Source organism: Nonomuraea diastatica, from assembly GCF_004349015.1.
GTDB lineage: Bacteria > Actinomycetota > Actinomycetes > Streptosporangiales > Streptosporangiaceae > Nonomuraea > Nonomuraea diastatica.
In genome coordinates this window covers 24,084-44,211 of record NZ_SMKP01000025.1, presented here as the reverse complement: position 1 = coordinate 44,211, position 20,128 = coordinate 24,084, and the positions used below count along the sequence as shown (strand labels likewise).

Here is a 20,128-nt window from a genome sequence, read left to right as displayed (position 1 = left end):
GGCGGCGTGACATCCAAGCTCAAGGGCTGGCCGACCAGGGTGGTCGTGACCCTGCTGTACCTGTTCCTCCTGGCGCCCATCCTCATGGTGGTGATCATCTCGTTCGACGCGCAGTCGACGATGTCCTTCCCGCCGCAGGGCTTCACCTTCCAGTGGTACGAGCGCCTGGCCCAGAACGCGGAGTTCATCCAGGGGTTCCAGGTGAGCGCCGTGGTGGGCGCGGGGGTGGCGTTGCTGGCCCTGCTGATCGGGGTGCCCGTCGCGGTAGCCCTGACCAGGCACGATTTCCGGTTCCGCGAGACCATGTCCGGATTTTTCCTGTCACCGCTGATGGTGCCGGCGATCGTCCTCGGGCTCGCGCTGCTGCTGGTCCTCGCCCCATTCAAGATCACCGGCACGTACGGCGGGCTCATCGTGGCCCACCTGGCCATCACGGTGCCCTACGTCGTCAGGACCACCTCGATGAGCCTGATGACCATGAACCGGTCCTGCGAGGAGGCCGCCCGCACCCTCGGAGCGTCCCCCTGGCGCACGTTCACCCGCGTGACCCTGCCGCTCATCGCCCCCGGGGTGCTGGCCGGCGGCGTGATCGCCTTTCTCATCTCCTTCGACGAGGCGGTGATCTCCCTCTTCGTCGTCGGGCCGCAGGCCACCACCCTGCCCGTCGAGATCTTCCACTACGTGGAGAGCCGGACCGATCCGCAGATCGCGGCGCTGTCGGTCGTGCTGATCGCCATCAGCGTGTTGTTCATGGTGATCATCGAACGGGCGGCCGGCCTGAAGAAGGTCCTCCGCTAGGGCCTCAGCAGATACCAGTTATCGGGAGTTGTTTCATGTTCGTCCGTCATCCGTCCGCCCCCTCGATCGATCCCCGCATCGCCGAGGCCCTGAGCCAGGTCTGCACCTCGACCCTCGGCCACCTGCGTGATCATGGTTTTCCCCGGGGGCTGACGCCCAACGCGCGGCCGTTGAAGTTCGTCGGCACCGCGGTCACGGTGCGCCTGCCGCATCTCGACTCGACCGCCGTGCACGTCGCGGTCGACGACCTGCGGCCGGGTGACGTCCTCGTCGTCGAGCAGAGCGGCGACGAGCAGCGGTCGTGTTTCGGCGGGCTGGTGTCGTTCACGGCCAAGACCAGGGGAGCCGTGGGCGCCGTCATCGACGGGCGGATCAACGACATCGAAGAGATGGCCGGCTACGGGTTCCCCGCGTACTCGCGGGGCATCGCCGCCCACACCACGCGGATCTCCGGCATCGAGGGGTCCATCAACGTGCCGGTGTCGATCGGCGGCGTCGTGGTCGCCCCGGGAGACGTGGTGTTCGCCGACTCCGACGGGGTGGCGATCCTGGACCCGGCCGAGGCGCTGGAGATCGCGGCGGTGCTGAAGAGGAAGGAGGACGCCGAGATCCCCGCCCGCGAGGCGATTGCGGCGGGCGGCCGCATCTCCGACTACTCGGGCGCGGCGAAGTACTTCGCATGACCGTCGTTCCCCCGCTTCCCAAGGAGTTCAGATGAGCATCAGGATCGCCGTGGCGCAGTTCGGCGCCACCACCGACAAGGAGTCGAACCTCGCGAAGGTGCGCGGGCTGATCGAGCGCGCCGCCGGCGACGGAGCCGAGCTGGTTGTGCTTCCCGAGAACGCGATGTACAGCAACCCCGACGTCACCGCCGACATCAGCGGCGCCGTGGAGACGCTGGACGGCCCGTTCGTGTCCGCGGTCGGCGAGGCCGCCAAGCGCCACGGCATCGCGGTCGTCGCCGGCATGACGGAGCAGCTGCCGGGCAATCACCGTTCCTCCAACACCGTGGTCGCCTTCGACGCCGAAGGCGGGCGCATCGGCGTCTACCGCAAGGTGCACCTCTACGACGCCTTCGGCTACAAGGAGTCCGATCGCATCCAGCCCGCGGAGTTCGCGCCGCTGACCCTCCGCATGGGAGGGCTCACGTTCGGGGTGATGACCTGCTACGACCTGCGCTTTCCCGAGATCGCCCGGTTGCTCGTGGACGCCGGCGCGAACGCGATCATCGTGCCCGCCGCCTGGGTGGCCGGCCCCGCCAAGGAGGACCACTGGACCACGCTGGCCCGCGCCCGCGCGATCGAGAACACGTCCTACCTGATCATGGCGGGACAGTCCGGCCCTCACTGCACCGGACAGAGCATGATCATCGACCCGATGGGCACGATCGTCGCGTCGGCCGGCGAGTCGGAGGGGCTCGCGTCGGGCACCCTGTCGGCCGAGCGGGTCGACCAGGTGCGGGCCAAGAACCCCAGCCTGGCCAACCGGCGCTTCACGGTCGCCGCCCTCGCGTCCTCGTGACGCGGGGCCAGGCGCTCACTCGCGCGGCAGCGGCAGCAACCGGTCTCCCTGGCGTTTGATCTCCGGCAGGTAGGGGGTGCCGGAGAGGACGAAGTGGGTGATGCCGAGGGCCTGGTACTTGCGCGGCGACGTGGCCACGTCCTCGGCCGAGCCCACCAGCCAGGTGGTGCCCGGCCGCCGCCGCCGTACGTGCCGGGCGCAGGAAAGTGGTGCCCCCGCCGGAGCGACCTCGGTCAGGCCGGGTCAGCGCAGCGGGTAGCCGTAGCGGAGCATGCCGGGGGCGGTGAAGGTGGTGACCATGCGGCGGCGGGCCGGGCCCATCGCCGACCTCCACTCCTCGTCCGCCTTGAGCGGCACCACACCCGTACGAATGCGCATCGGGTTTCCGGCCACGCTGTGGTCGGCGGGCAGGTCGATCGTGCCGTCACCGAGGAACGGCGTGCCGGCCGACGGCAGCCCGGCGAACTCCAGCACCCTCGACAGCTCGCGGCGCGGCTGGGCCACGAAGTCCTCGTAGCGCAGGAGCGTCCACGGGGTGCTGGTCAGGCGGAACGACTCGATGGCGGCGTTGAAGGCCAGCCACTCGGCGGCGGTCTGCACCGGTGAGTGGGTGGCCATCAGCCGTCCGTTCTTGTCGGCGCGCTGGACCTTGCGCGACCAGGAGTGGACGACGCCGTGCGGGCCGCGTACGAGCTGGACGATGCGCAGGTCGATGCCGGAAACCCGGCGCAGCAGCAGCGCCGAGGTGGGGAACTTGGAGGAGTCGACGATCACCCGGCTGCCGCTGACCTCGGCGATCCCCCGGTATACGGCGGCCATGGTTTCGGCGTACCGGTGGACGCGCTGGGCGAAGGCGCCCGTGGCGCCGGGCAGGACATGGCGCGGCACGTGCCTGATACGCATGACGGAGCGGTGCAAACTGGCCATCTCGGCGGCGTCGACGTTCCGCCAGCCGCCGAAGGCGGCCTGACCGACCTCCTGCCAGAACGTGCACCGGCGAAATTTCCGGCTGCATCCGCAGAGCTGGTTCTTCGTCACGCCCTGCGTCCAGAGGTAGCGCAGTTCGCCGACACAGGTCGCGCCCTCGGCCGCGCCCAGCGCACGGGAGACCAGGGTGCTGCCCGACCTGCCGTGGCCTCCGACGAAAAGGATGCGGATCGGCTGATGCGGGGGAGTCGGTGCCATGGTCATACCTGAGGGCCTGGGGAGAGATGGGTGACGAGGGGGGATCCGGGGGAAGGAGTGATGCTCGGGGTCATTCCCCCCAACGTAGGGTCCAACGCCCCTGAGCGAAACCGCTTCGGCGAACTGGGCTCATCGCACCGCGGCGCGAGGGGGGATCGAGGTCGTGGCCGCGGTCGACGCCGCCGGCATCATGGGTCGACGAGGAGCCCGGCCCTCGCCCACGCGAAGAGGCCGCCGGCACGGTCGAGATTAACCTTTATTCAAAGCGGCGCCAGTAACCGCTAGTTCCCTTTGTTCTGCACCGGCGGCCGTGGGCCGGTCTCGATGAACTCGGCTCCGGCTGCAATTCCCGCGACTTATGGAGATGTGCGCGCTCGTGCGGCTCGATCGTGCCGGCGGCCCCGTATCGAATAGGGCGGAGCCGGGGCCGGGCGCGCCCGGTCAGTGGGCCGCTTCGTACTGCTGCACGATGGTGGCGGCGATGCGGCCGCGCTCGCTCACCGGGAGGCCCTGGGCCTTGGCCCACCGCCTGATCTCGGTGGACTTCTCACGGCTGATGGACCGGGAGGAGCCGCCGGCTCCACGCCGCCCACGTGTCCGCTCGGCGCGGACCGCGCGAGCCTTGGTGATGAAGGGCGCGAGAGCCTTCTCCAACTTCTCCCTGTTGCCGCCGGACAGGTCGATCTCGTAGTTAGTGCCGTCGAGAGCGAACGCGGTGGTTCCCTCGGCTTCACTTCCGTCGATGTCGTCGATAAAGGATTCAACGATGCGCTTCGCCATGATGGTGCTCCAAGGACGCTATGGTTGCAGCGTACTGTAGCCGCCTTCAGCACTATATGCATCGTCCGGGGTCGTGTGAGCCGCGTTTCACATGACCTGTCGCGGGGGTGCCGAGATCGGCGAAGTTGAAGAAATATTCAAGACACCCCTATTCGGTGGGGGAACCGGCTCCCCGGCGCCGCCGATGACCGGCCCGGTCAGGCGGCCTGGCCGACCGCCGCGCGCGCCGCCATCCGGCGTTCGAACCACAGCGAGGTGAACGGCGGCACCGAGCACGCCAGGCCCAGCACCACGGCGCCCCGGCTCCAGCCCGCCTCCCGCGCAGAAAGCACCACACCGAGCGCGTACAACACGAACATCGCCCCGTGGATCGGCCCGAAGATCTTAACGCCGAGCTCACCGGAAGCGGTCACGTATTTGAAGAACATCCCGGCCAGCAGCCCTGCCCACGAGCACGCCTCGGCCACCGCCACGACCCGGAACCAACGCAGCATGCTTTCACCTTTCGCCCGAACGGAGTTCGTACTCTACAGGCTGTAGAGCACGAACCCGTCACCTCGGGAGGCGGCCCTAACGGATCACCTTGTAGCGCAGGTGGGTGGCGTTCGGGCTGTCGATCACCGCGACGCGCTCCAGCACGAACCGGCCGCCCAGATGTTCGAACAGCCGGGTGCCGCCGCCGAGCAGCACCGGGACCAGATGGATCTGGATCTCGTCCATGAGGCCCGCGGCCAGGCACTGCTGAGCGACGCTGGCACCGTGCACGGCGACCGCCTTGCCTCCGGCCACCTCCTTCGCCCGCTCCACCGCGCTGTGGACGCCGTCGGTGACGAAGCTGAAGACCGACGGCGCCCGGACCGTCTCCGGGGCCGGCGGGTTGTGGGTGAGCACCAAGCACGGCACCGGGCCGGCCGGGCCGCCGTACCCCCACCCTCCGTCGCCCTCGGCCAGGTCGTAGGAGAGCCGGCCCATCAACAGCGCGCCGGCACCCTCGCGCATCCCGTCCAGCAGCTCGGTGTCGAGCGGGTGCGGTTCGTGCACCCACCTGTGCAGGACCTCGCCGCCGTCTCCCAGCTGCTGCTCGCGGGTGACGTTCGGCCCGGTGACGAACCCGTCCAACGACATCGAGACCCCCGATATGACCTTGCTCATGACCGTTCCTTCCTCGGTAGAGTCCGCTCCCGTGTGCTGCACCTGGGGCGGGACGCTCGCCAGCTTGGCGGAGCGCGGTGGCAGTGTCGTGTCAGTCAGGTGAAACTCGCCGCCGCCAGGAGAGGGGAACGATCCGCGTGCTGACCGTCGAGCTGCTCGGGCAACTGCGCGTCTCGGTGGCCGGGCGGCCGGTCGAGCTGCCCGCCGGGCGGCTGCGGGCGCTGCTGGCCGTGCTGGCGATGTCCGCGGGCCGTGCCGTCCCGGTGGACAGGCTGGCGAACGCGGTGTGGGGCACCGATCCGCGCGGCGACCCGCGGGCCAACGTCCGTACGAACGTCAAGCGGTTGCGCCGCGCCCTGGGGACCTCCGCGGACCGGCTGATCGTGGCCACGCCGGGCGGCTACCTGCTGTCCACCGAGCCTGACCGCGTGGACGCGCTCCGCTTCGGCCGCCTGCTCGACGAGGCCGCGGCGGCGCGCGACCGGGTGGCCGAGCGGTCCCGGGTGGCCGCCGCGACGGGTTCGCCGGGCTGGAGCCCGAGCTGGCGGCGCTCGACGCGCTGCTCGGCCCGCCGGACGAGCCGAGGTCAAGGCCGGCGCTGATCACGGTGATCGCCGGCACGGCCGGCGTCGGGAAGACCACGCTCGCCGTGCACTGGGCGCACCGGGTCGCCGGCTCGTTCCCGGACGGCCAGCTCTACGCCGACCTGCGCGGATACGACCCGTCATGCGAGCCCGTACGACCGGAGGCGGCCGTCCGCGAGTTCCTCGGCGCGCTGGAGGTGCCGCCGCACCGGATGCCGGACGGACCGGCCGCGCGGGCCGGGCTCTACCGCAGCCTGCTGGCCGGGCGGCGCATGCTCGTGGTGCTGGACAACGCCCGCGACGCCGGCCAGGTCGCTCCGCTGCTGCCCGGCGCGCCGGGGTGCCTGGTGGTGGTCACGAGCCGTGACCACCTCGCCGGGCTGGTCATGACGTACGGCGCGCATCCGCTCACCCTCGACCTGCTGCCGCCGGACGAGGCCGGCCGGTTGCTGGCCCGCCGGCTCGGCCATGACCGGATCGCCGCCGATCCCGAGGCCGCCGGCACCATCGTCCGCCGCTGCGCCGGGCTGCCGCTGGCGCTGGCCATCGTCGCCGCCCGCGCCGCGATCCATCCCGCGCATCCGCTCGGCGAACTGGCCGGCGAGCTCCGGGACGCCCTCGGCGCGCTCGACCGTGCCGCCGACGTACGAGCGATCTTCTCGTGGTCGTACGAGACGCTCTGCGACGAGGCGGCGGCGCGGTTGTTCCGGCTGGTCGCCGGGCTGCATCCCGGTCCGGGCTGCACGATCGCCGCGATCGCCAGCCTGGCGGGTGTCCCGGTCTCGCGCGTGCGGGCGCCGCTGGCCGAGCTGACCCGCGCCAGCCTGCTCGCCGAGCACGCCCCCGGCCGCTACTCGTGCCACGACCTGCTGCGCGCCTACGCCTCCGAGCTCTGCCTGGCCCGCGACGACGACCGGGACGCCGCGCTGCGCCGCGACGCCGACCACTACGCGCACACCGCGTACGCCGCCGCGCTGCACCTCCACGGGCCCATCGAGATCGAGCCCCCGCGGCGTCCGGGCCGGGTGTCTCCGTCACCGGCTTCGAGGGGCCCGACGAGGCGCTGGACTGGCTCACGGCCGAGCGCCCCGCTCTGCTCACCGTGCTGATGCTCGCCGCCGACCTGGGGCTTGACCGGCACGTCTGCGATCTGGCCCGGTCGTTGTTCGTCTACCTGCACCGGCGGGGGCGCTGGCACGACCGGGCCGAGACCCAGCGGGCCGCCGTGGCCGCCGCCCGGCGGCTGGGCGACCGGGCGGAAGAGATCCGTGTGCGCCGCAACCTGGCCGCCGCGCTGGCCGACCTGGGCCGCTTCGACGACGCGCACCACAACCTCGACGCCGCACTGGAACGATCACGTGACGACCCGGCCCACCAGGCGTGGACACACCACTATCGCGGGCACGTGTACGGTCTCCAGGGCCGGAACGCCGACGCGCTCGATGCCGCCCGCCGCGCCCACGACCTCTTCGACCGGCTGGGCGATCGGTCAGGCCAGGCCATCGTGCTCACCGATCTCGGTCTTCACCACGGCCGCCTGGGAGACCACGGTCAGGCGCGTGACCTGTGCGAGCAGGCCCTGGCCCTGCATCAGAAGCTCGGCAACCGGCCCTACGAGGCCCACGCGTGGTCGTGCCTCGCCGACGCCCACCTCCGGCTGGGCGACACCGCCGCCGCGATCGCCTGCCACCACCAGGCGCTCGCCCTGTTCCGGGCGCTCGGCGACCCGTACGCCGAGGCCAGCACCCTCGCCCACCTCGGCGCCTGCCACCGTCTCGCCGGCGACCACGCGGCCGCCCGCGAGCCCTGGCGTCATGCCCACCTTCTCCTCGGCGACCTCGACCCCTCGACCACCGACCGGATCCGCGTCCAGCTGGCCACCCTTGACGGGTCCGCCGCCGGCACCTTCTCAGGTGCCTTCTCTGACGCTTTCCCTGGCGCCGTCGGACCGGTGTGACGCCTCGCGGGCGCCGGGTCAGGGGCGGTCCGCCACGGCGGCGGCGAAACGCGAGGCGAGCGTCGCGACCGCGGCGCGGAGCTCCGGCCCGCCCTCGACCCGGAAGGCGAACGGCACGCAGGCCAGCCACTCCTGCGCGTACATCGCCGGATTGCCGGTGCTCCCGGTGAGCACGCACCCGTCGCCCGACGGTTCGAGGCGTCCCATGGGGGGCCGGATCCAGGGCGCCACCTCAGCGGGCGGAGCGTCGAACACCACGCGGGTGGGGAACTTCCATCCCGTGCCCAGGTTCTCCTCCAGCGCCGCGACCGGGTCGAGGTCGCCGGGCGGTTCGAACGTGTACGCCGTCTGCCGGACGGCGTGGATGCGGTCGACCCGGTAGGTGCGGATCGCGTCCGCGCGGTGGGAGTGGCACAGGAGATACCAGCGCCCGTGGCGGACGACGACCGCCCAGGGATCGACGCCGGCCTCCCACTCGTCGCCGGACTCGCTCCGATAGGTGATCACGAGGCGGTGCCGGCTCGCGGCGGCGGCGACGAGCGTGCCGGTGGTGGCCGGGTCAGGACGGGCGGACTGCGGGTCGGGCGCGGCCGCCGCGTGCTCGCGCAGCGCCGCCGCCTGCCGGCCGACGCTCTCGGGTAGCGCCCGGATGACCTTGCTCAGGGCCGCGCCGACGAGGTCGTCGGCGTCGGTGGCGGCCGGCTGGCCGTCGAGCACCGCCATGACCAGGCCCAGGGCCTCGGGCTCGGTAAAGGCGACCGGAGGCAGTCGTGTCCCGCGCCCGAGCCGGTAGCCGCCGTAGGGGCCCCTGGCCGACTCGACGGGGATGCCCGCCTCCCTGAGGATCCCGACGTACCGGCGCGCGGCCCGCTCCGTGACTCCCAGGCCGGCGGCGAGCTCCCCGGCCGTCACGCCGGGGCGGGCCTGGAGGGTTTCGAGGGTACGCAGGGCTCGCGCGGTTGGGCTGAGGTCGGCCGGCACACGAGCAGACTAGGTGGTCACGGTATGAAGCGGAAGTACATCGTCCGGAATCGGTCCTATCGTGAGGTCACATGACGGAGTTCCACGAGCAGGACCTCACCGGAGCGCGTTTCGAACGCGTGAACCTCCGGCACGCCACCTTCACCCACGTGTCCCTCAACGACGCCGGCATGCGGGCCGTCGACCTTCGTGGGGCCCAGATTCGCGGCGCCATGTTCAACGCGAGCCGCTGGCGCGGTGTCGAGCTGGTCGACGTCGAGATCAGCGGCGAGCTGAAGAACGTCGTCGTGAACGGCGTCGACATCGCGCCGCTCGTCGAGGCCGAACTGGACCGCCGCATGCCCGAGCGGGAGAAGATGCGCCCCGGCGACGGCGACGGGTTCCGCGAGGCGTGGGCGATCCTGGAGCGGTTGTGGGAGGGCACGGTCGCGCGTGCGCGGACGTTCCCGGAAGCGGCGCCTCACCGCGGCGTCGACGACGAGTGGTCCTTCATCCAGACCCTGCGGCACCTCAATTTCGCCAGTGCCGCCTGGGTGGGCCGGATGATCCTCGGTGACGCCTCGCCGTGGCACCCGCTGGACCTGCCGTGGGACGAAGCGTCCGGGTGGGACGGCATCCTGCGGGAGCGCGATGCGCGGCCCTCGCTCGACGAGGTGCTCGCGGTCCGGCGCGAACGCCAGGCGATGGTCCGCCGCGTCATGGAGTCGCTCACCGACGAGCACCTCGCCTCGAAGGTGACGTGCACCGAGCCCGGCTGGCCGCGGATGGAGAACGTCCCCTTCAAGGGATGTCTCGACACCGTCCTCACCGAGGAATGGGAACACCGGCTCTATGCCGAACGTGATCTGACCGCACTGGAGAAAGAAGACTGAACATGGACATCGTGCTCATCGGCGGCCTGTGGCTCGACGGATCCGCGTGGGACGAGGTCGTGCCCGAGCTCAGGGCGCTCGGTCACCGACCCGTGCCGGTCACCCTCCCGGGCCAGGGCGACGGATCCGTCTCGGCCACGCTCGACGACCAGGTGGCGGCGGTGCTCGCCGCCGTCGACGCGGCTTCGGGAAGGCCGATGGTGGTGGGGCACTCCGCCGCCTGCACCCTGGCGTGGCTGGCCGCCGACGCGCGGCCGGAGCAGGTCGCCAAGGTCGCTCTCGTCGGTGGCTTCCCGGCCGCCGACGGCGACCGCTACGCCGACTTCTTCGAGCTGAAGGACGGTGCCATGCCCTTCCCCGGCTGGGGGCCGTTCGAGGGGCCGGACTCCGCCGACCTCGACGAGGAGGCCAGGCTGCGCTTCGCGGCCGCCGCGATCCCCGTGCCCGAGGGTGTGTCCAAGGGGGTGGTACGCCTGACGGACGAGCGACGGTGGGACGTCCCGGTCGTCCTCGTGTGCCCTGAGTACACCCCCGCCCAGGCTCAGGAGTGGCTCGACGCCGGCGACCTGCCCGAGCTCGCCAGGGCCAAGCACGTCGACCTCGTCGACATCGACTCGGGCCACTGGCCCATGATGACCAGGCCGGCCGAAGTCGCCAGGCTCCTCGCCGAGGCTGCCGCCGAGACCGGGAGCTGATCAAGCGGCGGCGACCGGCTCGACGTGTCACATCTCGAAGGGAGACATCGCATGACGTCCATTCCCCCGGTCACTCTGGACGACGTCCGCGACGCCGCGGCCCGGATCGACGGCGTCGCGCACCGCACCCCGGTGCTGCGTTCACGGACCCTGGATCAGCTGGTGGGCGCCGAGGTGTTCCTGAAGTGCGAGAACTTCCAGCGCGTGGGCGCGTTCAAGTTCCGCGGCGCCTACAACGCCGCCTCGCGCCTGCCGCGCGAGCAACTGGCCAAGGGCGTCGCGGCCTACTCCTCGGGCAACCACGCCCAGGCCGTCGCCCTGGCCGCCAGGGAGCTCGGCACCACCGCGGTGATCCTCATGCCCGAGGACGCCCCGCCGTCGAAGATAGAGGCGACCGCCGGCTACGGCGCCGAGATCGTCACCTACGACCGCTACACCGGTGACCGCACCGCGCTCAGCGCGGAGCTCGCCGCCGAGCGGGGCCTGGCCCTCATCCCGCCCTACGACCACCCGCACGTGATCGCCGGGCAGGGCACGGTGGCCCTTGAGCTGCTGGAGGACGCCGGGCGGCTGGACCTGCTCCTCGCCCCGGTGGGTGGCGGCGGTCTGATCGCCGGCTGCGCCACCGCTGCCAAGGGCCTTCACCCGGGCATCCGCGTGATCGGCGTCGAACCGGAGACCGGTGACGACACCAAACGTTCCCTGGAGGCGGGCCGGCGCATCACCATCGACGTGCCGCGTACCATCGCCGACGGCCAGGCCGTGCCCACGCCGGGCGAGCTGACCTTCTCGATCAACCGGCGTCTGGTCGAGGCCATCGCGCTGGTCACCGACGACGAGATCCGCCAGGCCATGCGCTTCGCCTTCGAACGCCTGAAGATCGTCGTCGAGCCGAGCGGGGCCGGCGGCCTGGCGGCCCTGCTCGCGGGGCGCGTGGAGCAACTGCCCGGCAGTGGGGACGCCCGGGTCGGCGGCAGGGTCGGCGTCGTCATCTCGGGCGGCAACGTCGACGCCCGGCGCTTCGCCGCGTTGTGCGGGCCCTGACCCGGGCGCACGTTCCCGACGCTTGAGGGCGGCGTCTCACAGCTGGTTCCTGATGGGCAGCGGGACGTCGGGCACGGGCTGCGCGAGGATCTGGCGGACCTCCTCCGCCGCGAGGAGGTTGGCGTCCTGTAAGAGGCGCAGCGACCGCCGCCACGACTCCCGCGCGTCGTCGTGCCGGCCGAGGTCGTACAGCGTCTGGCCGAGCCACCAGCAGGACACCGCCTCCCCGAGCCACTGGCCGGTCTCGTGCTGGAGCCGGATGGCCTTGCGATAGTGGTCGACCGCCTCGGTGAGCCGGCCCGCCACGCGACAGGCGTCGGCGAAGGTGTCCTGTCCTATCCCTTCCCCCGACGGGATCTTCAGGTCGGCCCAGAGGCCCAGGACCAGGTGAGCCTCCTCGATCGCTTCGTCGAACCTCAGCTGCCGGTAGTAGACGTGCACGCGGTTGTTGCGGACGGACGCCTCGTGGTCGCGCCGGCCGCTTTCCTGGGTCATGGCGAGGCTGCTGTCCAAGGCGGCCAGCGCGTCGTCGAACCTCTGGAGCATGGTGTACGTGACGCCGAGGTCGTTGTACGTGCCCGCCTTGCGGAGGGGCTGGTCCGTGCGATCCCAGCAGGCGAGGGCCTCGTTGAGGTGATGGACCGAGGCCGCGAAGTGCCCTTGTTCCTGAAAGACGGCGCCGATGCCCGAGTGCCCTACGGCCAGGCCCATCCAGTCGCCACACCGCTCCGCGATGTCCAGCGACTTCCGCAACAATCCGGGGAGTTCGGTTAGCCACCCCTTGCGCCAGAAGAGCCAGTGGACGGCGTGCGCGAGGCCGAGCGCGGTGCCGGGGGCGCAGGCGTCGCCGGCAGCCTGGTGGGCGGCGGCGAGGAGGTTGTCCCGCTCTTTCCCTGCCCACTCGATCGCCGCCTCGACGGAGGGCAGGCCGACGCCGCGCCTGTCGGCAGGGTAGAGATCCATGTTCGTGCTGGGGTCGATCAGCAGGTTGGCGGTCTGGGCGGTGGCCAGGTAGTGGTGGAGGCTGCGGCCGACGGCGGTGGCGCGTTCGTGGGCGGGGATGTCGAGGGCGGCCTGCTCGCGGGCGTAGAGACGGACCAGATCGTGCATCCGGCAGCCGCCGGGCCCCGTGGGATCGAGGATGCGGGCATCGAGGAGGCGGTCGAGCGCGGCTTCCGCTCGGGACTCCGGCCAGTCGACCAGGGCGGCGGTGGCGGCCGGGGTGAAGGTGGGGGTGTCGAGGAGGCCGAGGAAGGTGAACAGGTGGGCGGCGTCGTGGCCGGTGGGCTCTTCGCGAAGGTGGTGGTGGCTGACGGCGATGCAGGCGCGGACGGCCAGGTCGGCGTGTTCGAGTGCGTCCAGGCGGCGGGCGGCGTCGGTGAGGCGGTCCGCGAGGTAGGAGAGCGTCCAGTCAGGGCGTGCGGCCAGGCGTGCCGCCGCGATGCGGACGGCCAGCGGGAGGCCGCCGCACAGCCGTACGATCTGCTCCGCGGCGTGCGGCTCGGCCTGGATGCGGCCCGGGCCGGCGATGCGGGCGAGCAGGGCGGTGGCGTCGGCGTGGTCGAGCCCGGTCAGGTGGAGATGGCTCGCGTTGTCGAGCGAGACCATGGCCTGCCGGCTTGTGATGATGACCGCGCAGGCCTCGCCGGCGGGGATGAGCGGCCGCACCTGGTGGGCGTGGCGGGCGTTGTCGAGGATGATGAGCAGGTTGCGGTTCGACGTGAGGGAACGGTAGCGGGCCGCGGCCTCCCCCAGGTCGGCAGGCGCGGCTGAGCCGTCCAGGCCCAGGGAGCGCAGCAACTGGCCGAGCGCTTCGATGGGCTGCAGCGGCTGGAGCCCGGCGGCGGCCCCGTTCAGGTTGACGTACAGAACGCCGTCGGTGAAGCGGTGGGCGATGGCGTGGGCGGCGTGGACGGCCAGGGCAGATTTGCCGATGCCGCCGGCGCCGTCGATCGCGGCGATGGCCGGCGCGCCGGGGGCGGCGTCGGCGACCGCCTTGTCGAGCCAGGCGATCTCGGTGGCCCGGGCGGTGAAGACCCGCGTGTCGGAGGGCAACTCGGCCGAGACGCCCGTCGCGTCGGGCTTCTGGGAGGTGAGGTCGAGCACCGGGTCCCTGGCCAGCATCGCCTGCTGGAGCCGGCGCAGCGCGGCTCCGGGCTCGACGCCCAGCTCGTCGATCGTGACGCGCCGGGCCTCCTGGTACGCCGCGAGCGCGTCGGACGGCCCGGAGGCCCGGTAGAGCGCCAGCATCAGCTGTGCGCGGCGGCGTTCCCGCAGGGGATGTGCCTTGACGTGCGCGGCGAGCTCAGCCGCCACCTCCTGGTGTTCGCCGGTGGCCAGGCGCAGGTCGACGTGGTCTTCCTGAGCCGTGAGGCGCTCTTCTTCCAGACGGGCGGCCTCGATCTGCGTCCAGGTGGACGTCATGCCGGTCAGCGCGGCGCCCCGCCACAGGCCGAGGGCCTGCTGGAACATCCTGCTCGCCGTCGTGCCGTCACCCCGGTCCCGGGTCTCCCGAGCCTGGCGGACCAGGCGGGAGAACAGGTGGGCGTCGACGTGTTCCGGGGCGAGGTCCAGCCGGTAGCCGCCGGAGACGGTCGCGATGAGGTCGTCGTCCAGTAATTCGCGCAGCTTCGACACCACGATGTGCAGTTGTTTGCCGGCGGTGGACGCCGTGCTCTCGCCCCAGACATCGGCGAGGAGCCGTTCGGTGGAGACCGGCTGTCCGGCGTTCATGGCCAGCCGGGCCAGGAGCCCGATCCGGCGCTCGCCGGCCAGTTTCAGCGGCTCGCCGTCGACTGTGATCTCGAACGGCCCAAGAACCTTGATCTCCAGCCTCATAGGGGGTGCTCCCGTCCCTCGCTCGGTGAGGCCATTATGGGAGCTCTCCACCGTGGATGCGGGCGCCACCGGCCAAGCCGCAGGTCGTCCGCGGCGACCCCGTGCCGATCGGCTCAGCCGCGGTCGCCCTCCAGCTCGCGGACCGGCTGCGGCCGCACGTGGTGGCGGCCGATGGGGAGGATGAGGGGGCGGCCGGAGATGGGGTCGTCGATGATGCGGCTGTCGAGGCCGAAGACGGCGCGGACGCGCTCCTCGGTGAGGACCTCGGAGGGGGCGCCGGCACCGTGCAGGCGGCCGTCGGCGAGCGCGATGAGGTGGTCGGCGTAGCGGGCGGCGAGGTTGAGGTCGTGCAGGACCATCACGATGGTGGTGCCGCGGTCGCGATTCAGGTCGGTCAGCAGGTCGAGGACCTCGATCTGGTGGCTGGCGTCGAGGAAGGTGGTGGGCTCGTCGAGGAGGAGCAGATCGGTCTGCTGGGCCAGCGCCATGGCGATCCAGACCCGCTGTCGCTGGCCGCCGGACAACTCGTCGACGGGGCGGTCGGCGAGGTCCGTCGTCCGCGTGGCCTCCAGCGCGGCCGCCACCGCGGCGTCGTCCTGGTCGTCCCACCGGGACAGGATCCTCTGGTGGGGGTGGCGGCCCCGGCCGACGAGGTCGAGCACGGTGATGCCTTCCGGCGCGAGCGGCGACTGGGGGAGCAGCCCCAGCGTACGGGCCAGCTTCTTGGCGGGCATGCGGTGCACCTCCTTGCCGTCCAGGACGACCCGGCCCGCGCGGGGCGAGAGCAGCCGCGACAGGGAGCGCAGGAGCGTCGACTTCCCGCAGGCGTTCGCGCCGACGATGACCGTGATCTGGCCGGGCGGCACGGCCAGGTCGAGCGACTCGACGACGACGCGGTCACCGTAGCCGAGCGTGACGCCCTCGGCCGCCAGGGAGTGTGACGTGGTCATAGCGAGCCTCCGGCCCGGTGCGTACGGACGATCAGATAGACGAGGTACGGCGCCCCGAGGACGCCGGTGACGACGCCGACCGGGTAACGCGCGTCGAACGCGAACTGACCGGCGAAGTCGGCGACGAGCACGAGGAGCGCGCCGACGAGCCCGGCGGGCACGAGCAGCGAGCCGCCCGCGCCGACGATCCGGGCCGCGATGGGGCCGGACAGGAACGCCACGAACGCGATCGGCCCGGCGGCCGCCGTGGCGAAGGCGATCAGGCCGACGGCGGCGACGATCACCGTGACGCGGGTGCGTTCGACGCGCACCCCGAGGGCCGCGGCGGTGTCGTCGCCGAGCTGCATGGCCGACAGGTTGCGTGCCTGGGACAGCAGGACGGGAGTGAGAACGGCCAGCGCGACCGCGGCGGGCAGGGCCTGTTCCCAGGTCGTGCCGTTGAGGCTGCCGGTCAGCCAGCGCATGGCCTCCTGGAGGTCCCATTCGGCGGCCCGGGACAGGACGTACGACGTGATGCTGTCGAGCATCGCGGAGATCCCGATGCCGATCAGGATGAGCCGCGTGCCGGCGACACCGTCCCGGAACGCCAGCGTGTACACCAGCATGGCGATGGCGAGGGCGGAGACGATGGCGAGGATGGACACCTGCGTCCGCCCGAGAGACAGCGACACGATCGCGATGGCCGCCGCGGCGCTCGCTCCCGAGCTGATGCCGATGATGTCGGGGCTGGCCAGCGGGTTGCGGAGCATCGTCTGGAAGGTGACGCCCGCCAGCCCGAAGCTGAACCCGGAGACCACGGCGAGCACGGCCCGCGGCAGGCGGAGCCGCCCGACCGTGAACGACGCCCCGGGGACCTGCTCGCCGAGGATGACGCGGACCACGTCGCCGGGCGGGTAGAACGTCTTCCCCGCCATCAGGGTCACGGTGAACGCGGCGACGGCCAGCACCGCGAGCGTCAGGATGACGAGGCGGCGGCGGGAGGCATGCCGGCGGCGGCCACGCGCCACGGCCTGGACGGCGGGCGGCCGGGTGGCGGCGGGGCTGCTCAAAGGTCACGCACTTTCTGGCGGCGGACGATGTGGATGAAGAACGGGGCGCCGATCAGCGCCGTCACGATGCCCACCTCGACGTCCGCGGGGCGCGCCACCATACGGCCGACGACGTCGGCGGCGGTCAGGAGCGACGCGCCGGCCAGGGCGGAGAACGGCGTGCGCTGCCGGCCGGGGCGAGCTACCTGCCGATTCGCGACTCGCGGGGGCTGGCCCGCCAGGACATGGTCCGCAACACCCGTGTCCCGCGCGTACGGGTGCCGCGCGACGGCGGCCCCGTCCTGGCGGACGGAAGCCCCGTAGGGCTGCCGCCGGCGAGCCGGCTCCCGCTCACCCAGGTGCACCATCTCGCGTGAGCGGCGATCCAGGACATTCTCGCGAGCGGAATGTTCCACCGTTCTGTCGATCCGGGCGCCGGGCTGTGGGCGAGCGCACGCGGCGTGGGCCGCGTCTACGAGCTGCTTCGCCTCCGTGCCGCCGGCCATGACGCCGACGCGCTGAGCGCGGGGGCCGCGGCGGAGATGTCGTCGATGGGCGTCACCAGGTGGCGGTGTCGAGCACGGCCTTGAGGGACGCCTCGAGGATGTCGACGCCCGCGTGCAGGTCGTCCTCGCTGATCGTGAGGGGCGGGGCGATGCGGAAGATGCCGCCCATGCCCGGCAGCTGGACGATGTTCATGTGCAGGCCCCGTTCGAGACAGGCCGAGGTGACCGCGCTGCCCAGCGCGTCGGCGGGCGCCTTGCTCTGCTTGTCCCTCACGAGCTCGACGCCTTGGAGCAGGCCACGACCGCGGACATCGCCGACGACCTCGTACGTGTCGCGCAGCGCCAGCAGCCGCTCGGACAGCTGAGCGCCCAGCCGGGCGGCACGTACGACGAGGTCGTCGCGGTCGATGACGTCGAGGACCGTCAGCGCGACGGAGGCCGCCAGCGGGTCGGAGACGTGTGTGGTGTAGAAGAGGAACCCCCGGTCGTGGCAGAGCTGCTCGATCTCGGCGGTCGTGACGACGGCCGCCACGGGCAGCCCGGATCCGAGCGTCTTCGACAACGTCAGGATGTCGGGGGTGACCCCGTCGCGCTCGAAGGCGTACATCGTCCCGGTGCGGCCGAGACCGGTCTGCGCCTCGTCGAGAACGAGCAACATCCCGCGTTCGTCGCACATGTCTTTGAGGCGGCGCAGATATCCGGGCGGCAGGTCGATGATCCCGCCGGAGGACAGGACGGGCTCGATGAGGCAGGCGGCGAGACTTCCGGCCGACTGCTGGTCGACCAGGGCGAAGCCGTAGGCGAGCTCGGCCTCCCAGTCGTGTGACCCGTCGGAGGACCGGAACGGCGAACGGTAGGCGTTCGGCGCGGGCAGGGCCAGGTTCCCCGGTGTCGGCGGGCCGTAGCCGCGCCGGCCCGCCGAGAAGGTCGCGGAGGCCGCCCCCTGGGTCATGCCGTGCCACGAGCGGTCGAAGGAGACGATCTCGTAGCGGCCGGTGGAGAGCTTGGCCATCTTGATCGCGGCCTCGTTCGCCTCGGCCCCTGTGGTGAGCAGCAGCGTCTTGCCCAGTGCGGCGGGCAGGGTCGCGGCAAGCCTGCCGGCGAGCTCCAGCACCGGCGTGCTGAGCATGCCGCTGTAGAGGTGGTCCAGCGTCGCGACCGCGGACGAGACCGTCGCGACGATGTCGGGGTGCGCATGGCCGAGGATGGAGCTCATCTGCCCCGAGGTGAAGTCGAGGATCGGCCTGCCCTGGCGGTCGAAGACGTGCGCGCCTGCGGCACGTTCGATGACGCGCGGGGTGAAGCCGGTTCCGTAGCGGATCAGGAGGCGGTCCGCCTCGTCCCAGAACGTGTTGTCCATCGCCAACCCTTTCTCCCCGCGCGCGAGACGACGCTGTCCGTGACAAGCATGCCGCTTGATACGGATCTCTGATCATCCGCACCGGAAACACGGACGATCAGTAAGTTTGTCGTGTGGCTGATAACCGTGCACCGTTAGCGCTTTCCGATCGGTACGTGCTGCTGGATCGCCTCGGCAGCGGAGGCATGGGGACCGTGTGGCGCGCGACCGACCGGCTCCTGGACCGCACCGTCGCCGTGAAAGAGGCGCATGTTCGGGCCACGGGCACGGAGGGCGCCGAGCATACGGCCCGGGCGCGCAGGGAGGCGCACGCCATCGCCCGCATCTCCCACCCCAACGTCGTCAACATCTACGACCTGGTGTACCACGACGAGCGGTTGTGGCTGGTGATGGAGTACGTGGACGGGCCCTCCCTGAAGGACCATGTCGCCTCCACCGGCCCGATGGGTCCCGCCGCCGTCGCCGGGATCGGCCTGCAACTCCTGTCGGCTCTCGAGGCCGTGCACGCCGCCGGTGCGCTGCACAGGGACGTCAAGCCGGGCAACATCCTGCTGCGCCGCGACGGCAGGGTGGTCCTCTGCGACTTCGGCATCGCGGCGCTGGCCGGAAGTGAGTCGCTCACCGCGAGCGGCGCGGTGGTGGGGTCGTACGAGTACATCGCCCCCGAACGGGTGGGCGGCCGGCCGGTGGGGCCGCCCAGTGATCTGTTCTCGCTGGGCGCCACCCTGTGCGTGCTGTTGTCCGGCCGTTCCCCGTTCGCCCGTCCGGAGCCCGTCGGCGTGCTGAACGCTGTCATCCGGGATGAACCGGACATCCCGGCCAGTGCGGGACCGCTGCGGTCCCCGGTCGAAGCGCTGTTGCGGAAGAACCCGGCCGATCGTCCCTCCGTCGCGCAGGCGAACGAGATGCTGCGGCCCCTGGCCGCGACGGTGCCGGGCACGCAGGACTTTCCGATGGGCGGCGCCGTTCCGCGCCGCCGCCTGCTCGGCGTGGCGGCGGTTTCCGCGGTCGTCCTGGTCGCCGCCGTCGCCGGCGCGGGAGTGCTGATGAGCCGCTCGGGAGACGGCGCGGCCTCCGACGCCGCGGGTACGGCAAGTCCCGGGAACCCCTCCACCAGCCCATCCCCTGGCCCCTCCACCGGCCAAGGCTCCCCGGCCGCCACGCACCCGACCCGCACCGACGCGGTGATGCCGGTTCCCGACGACCCCGACATCAAGGCGCCTGGCCATTACTGGATGTTCTCCGGTGACCGCTACATCCGGGCCCGCATGTCGGCCTCGGGCTACCCGGTGCGCGAGCGCCTGTCCGAGTCCTCGCCGCTCGACGCGTGGAAAGACACGTTCCAGAGCCTGCCGGGCTTCCGGGACCGGATCGACGCGGCGCTCCGGGTCCCGGGATCCCGGGACGAGTACTGGGTCTTCTCCGGCAGCCAGTACCTCCGCATGCGGATCGCCGGCGCCGAGGAAGGGTACGCCGACACGCTGGTGGCGGGTCCGAGGCCGCTGCGCGACTGGGAGAACGCCTTCGGCGGTCTTCCTGACGACGGGATCGACGCGGTGATGCGGACGCCGGACGACCCGAACCAGTACTGGGTCTTCGCGGGCGACCAGTACGTCAGGATCATGCTGGACGGCGAAGGACCCGGTGGCAAGGTCAACCATGGGCCGTCGGGTTTCGACGGGTGGACCGGCACGTTCTCCAGGCACGCCGCGTTCCGGCACGGGATCGACGCGGCGATGCCCGTGCCGGGGGAGCGGAACGACTACTGGGTGTTCTCCGGCACCCAGTACATGAAGATCCGCGTCACCGACGACCGCTACGACGACACGGTGCTCGACGGCCCCAGGACCCTGCGCAACTGGAGCGCGCTCCAGTGA

General features: G+C 71.7%; 20 protein-coding genes and 1 pseudogene. 10 read left to right on the top strand and 11 right to left on the bottom strand.

The window, feature by feature from the left end:
* Positions 1–6 precede the first annotated feature (6 nt).
* Genes E1294_RS11705 through E1294_RS11695 form a run of 3 tightly spaced genes read left to right on the top strand, consistent with a single transcriptional unit; the run spans position 7 to position 2,319 of the window.
* A complete protein-coding gene (locus E1294_RS11705; protein ID WP_220447685.1) occupies positions 7–798 on the top strand; it encodes an ABC transporter permease in 792 nt (263 codons plus the stop codon).
* 35 nt (positions 799–833) lie between these two features.
* Positions 834–1,481, top strand: coding sequence for an RraA family protein (locus E1294_RS11700; protein WP_132507706.1), 648 nt, complete (start codon positions 834–836; stop codon positions 1,479–1,481).
* A 31-nt stretch (positions 1,482–1,512) separates the two neighbouring features.
* Entirely contained in the window at positions 1,513–2,319 is an 807-nt protein-coding gene (locus E1294_RS11695) for a carbon-nitrogen hydrolase family protein (protein ID WP_165977236.1), read from the top strand.
* 15 nt (positions 2,320–2,334) lie between these two features.
* On the opposite strand, the gene E1294_RS11690 is transcribed toward E1294_RS11695, so the two are convergent.
* The 5 genes from E1294_RS11690 to E1294_RS11670 all read right to left on the bottom strand — a co-directional run bounded on the left by E1294_RS11690 (position 2,335) and on the right by E1294_RS11670 (position 5,436).
* Positions 2,335–2,475, bottom strand: a complete 141-nt coding sequence (locus tag E1294_RS11690) for a hypothetical protein (RefSeq protein ID WP_220447684.1) — start codon at positions 2,473–2,475, stop codon at positions 2,335–2,337.
* 87 nt (positions 2,476–2,562) lie between these two features.
* Positions 2,563–3,504, bottom strand: a complete 942-nt coding sequence (locus E1294_RS11685) for a sulfotransferase (protein ID WP_165977235.1) — start codon at positions 3,502–3,504, stop codon at positions 2,563–2,565.
* 441 nt (positions 3,505–3,945) lie between these two features.
* Positions 3,946–4,284, bottom strand: a complete 339-nt coding sequence (locus tag E1294_RS11680; RefSeq protein ID WP_132507702.1) for a histone-like nucleoid-structuring protein Lsr2 — start codon at positions 4,282–4,284, stop codon at positions 3,946–3,948.
* 197 nt (positions 4,285–4,481) lie between these two features.
* On the bottom strand, positions 4,482–4,778 hold the full coding sequence (locus E1294_RS11675) for a DUF3817 domain-containing protein (RefSeq protein ID WP_132507700.1): 297 nt from the start codon (positions 4,776–4,778) through the stop codon (positions 4,482–4,484).
* Positions 4,779–4,854: 76 nt separating this feature from the next.
* The gene (locus E1294_RS11670; RefSeq protein WP_132507698.1) at positions 4,855–5,436 is read right to left on the bottom strand and encodes a dihydrofolate reductase family protein; all 582 of its coding nucleotides are present in this window, start codon (positions 5,434–5,436) and stop codon (positions 4,855–4,857) included.
* Positions 5,437–5,573: 137 nt separating this feature from the next.
* Between E1294_RS11670 and E1294_RS54440 the strand changes: the two genes are divergently transcribed.
* The 3 genes from E1294_RS54440 to E1294_RS54430 are packed head-to-tail and all read left to right on the top strand — an operon-like array spanning position 5,574 to position 7,977.
* A complete protein-coding gene (locus E1294_RS54440) occupies positions 5,574–6,038 on the top strand; it encodes an AfsR/SARP family transcriptional regulator (RefSeq protein ID WP_220447683.1) in 465 nt (154 codons plus the stop codon).
* A gap of 5 nt (positions 6,039–6,043) precedes the next feature.
* Entirely contained in the window at positions 6,044–7,129 is a 1,086-nt protein-coding gene (locus E1294_RS54435; RefSeq protein WP_220447682.1) for an NB-ARC domain-containing protein, read from the top strand.
* On the top strand, positions 7,129–7,977 hold the full coding sequence (locus tag E1294_RS54430; RefSeq protein ID WP_246082954.1) for a tetratricopeptide repeat protein: 849 nt from the start codon (positions 7,129–7,131) through the stop codon (positions 7,975–7,977). The genes E1294_RS54435 and E1294_RS54430 overlap by 1 nt, the downstream gene beginning before the upstream one ends.
* 18 nt (positions 7,978–7,995) lie before the next feature.
* On the opposite strand, the gene E1294_RS11660 is transcribed toward E1294_RS54430, so the two are convergent.
* Entirely contained in the window at positions 7,996–8,958 is a 963-nt protein-coding gene (locus E1294_RS11660; RefSeq protein WP_132507696.1) for a helix-turn-helix transcriptional regulator, read from the bottom strand.
* 71 nt (positions 8,959–9,029) lie between these two features.
* On the opposite strand from E1294_RS11660, the gene E1294_RS11655 reads away from it, so the two are divergent.
* From E1294_RS11655 to E1294_RS11645, 3 genes are read left to right on the top strand one after another with little or no spacing between them, the layout of a single operon-like run.
* Positions 9,030–9,830, top strand: a complete 801-nt coding sequence (locus tag E1294_RS11655; RefSeq protein ID WP_132507694.1) for a DinB family protein — start codon at positions 9,030–9,032, stop codon at positions 9,828–9,830.
* 2 nt (positions 9,831–9,832) lie between these two features.
* On the top strand, positions 9,833–10,525 hold the full coding sequence (locus E1294_RS11650) for an alpha/beta fold hydrolase (protein WP_132507692.1): 693 nt from the start codon (positions 9,833–9,835) through the stop codon (positions 10,523–10,525).
* Between the two features lie 51 nt (positions 10,526–10,576).
* The gene (locus E1294_RS11645; RefSeq protein WP_132507690.1) at positions 10,577–11,569 is read left to right on the top strand and encodes a pyridoxal-phosphate dependent enzyme; all 993 of its coding nucleotides are present in this window, start codon (positions 10,577–10,579) and stop codon (positions 11,567–11,569) included.
* Positions 11,570–11,605: 36 nt separating this feature from the next.
* On the opposite strand, the gene E1294_RS11640 is transcribed toward E1294_RS11645, so the two are convergent.
* The 5 genes and pseudogenes from E1294_RS11640 to E1294_RS11620 all read right to left on the bottom strand — a co-directional run bounded on the left by E1294_RS11640 (position 11,606) and on the right by E1294_RS11620 (position 18,251).
* Positions 11,606–14,407 carry an AfsR/SARP family transcriptional regulator gene (locus E1294_RS11640; RefSeq protein ID WP_132507688.1) on the bottom strand — a complete coding sequence of 934 codons (2,802 nt, stop codon included), beginning with the start codon at positions 14,405–14,407 and terminating at the stop codon, positions 11,606–11,608.
* Between the two features lie 113 nt (positions 14,408–14,520).
* On the bottom strand, positions 14,521–15,357 hold the full coding sequence (locus tag E1294_RS11635) for an ABC transporter ATP-binding protein (RefSeq protein WP_132507686.1): 837 nt from the start codon (positions 15,355–15,357) through the stop codon (positions 14,521–14,523).
* Positions 15,354–16,406, bottom strand: a complete 1,053-nt coding sequence (locus tag E1294_RS11630; protein ID WP_132507684.1) for a FecCD family ABC transporter permease — start codon at positions 16,404–16,406, stop codon at positions 15,354–15,356. Before E1294_RS11630 ends, E1294_RS11635 begins: the two co-directional genes overlap by 4 nt.
* Positions 16,403–16,744 (bottom strand): annotated as a pseudogene (locus E1294_RS57980) (iron chelate uptake ABC transporter family permease subunit); the annotation flags it as partial. The gene E1294_RS11630 and the pseudogene E1294_RS57980, both read right to left, overlap by 4 nt.
* A 199-nt stretch (positions 16,745–16,943) precedes the next feature.
* Positions 16,944–18,251 (bottom strand): aspartate aminotransferase family protein, encoded by a 1,308-nt coding sequence (locus tag E1294_RS11620; protein WP_132507682.1) that lies wholly within the window; start codon positions 18,249–18,251, stop codon positions 16,944–16,946.
* A gap of 155 nt (positions 18,252–18,406) precedes the next feature.
* Here E1294_RS11620 and E1294_RS11615 point away from each other — a divergent pair, with 155 nt between their 5' ends.
* Positions 18,407–20,128: a protein kinase domain-containing protein gene (locus E1294_RS11615; RefSeq protein ID WP_132507680.1), complete on the top strand. Its 1,722-nt coding sequence runs from the start codon at positions 18,407–18,409 to the stop codon at positions 20,126–20,128.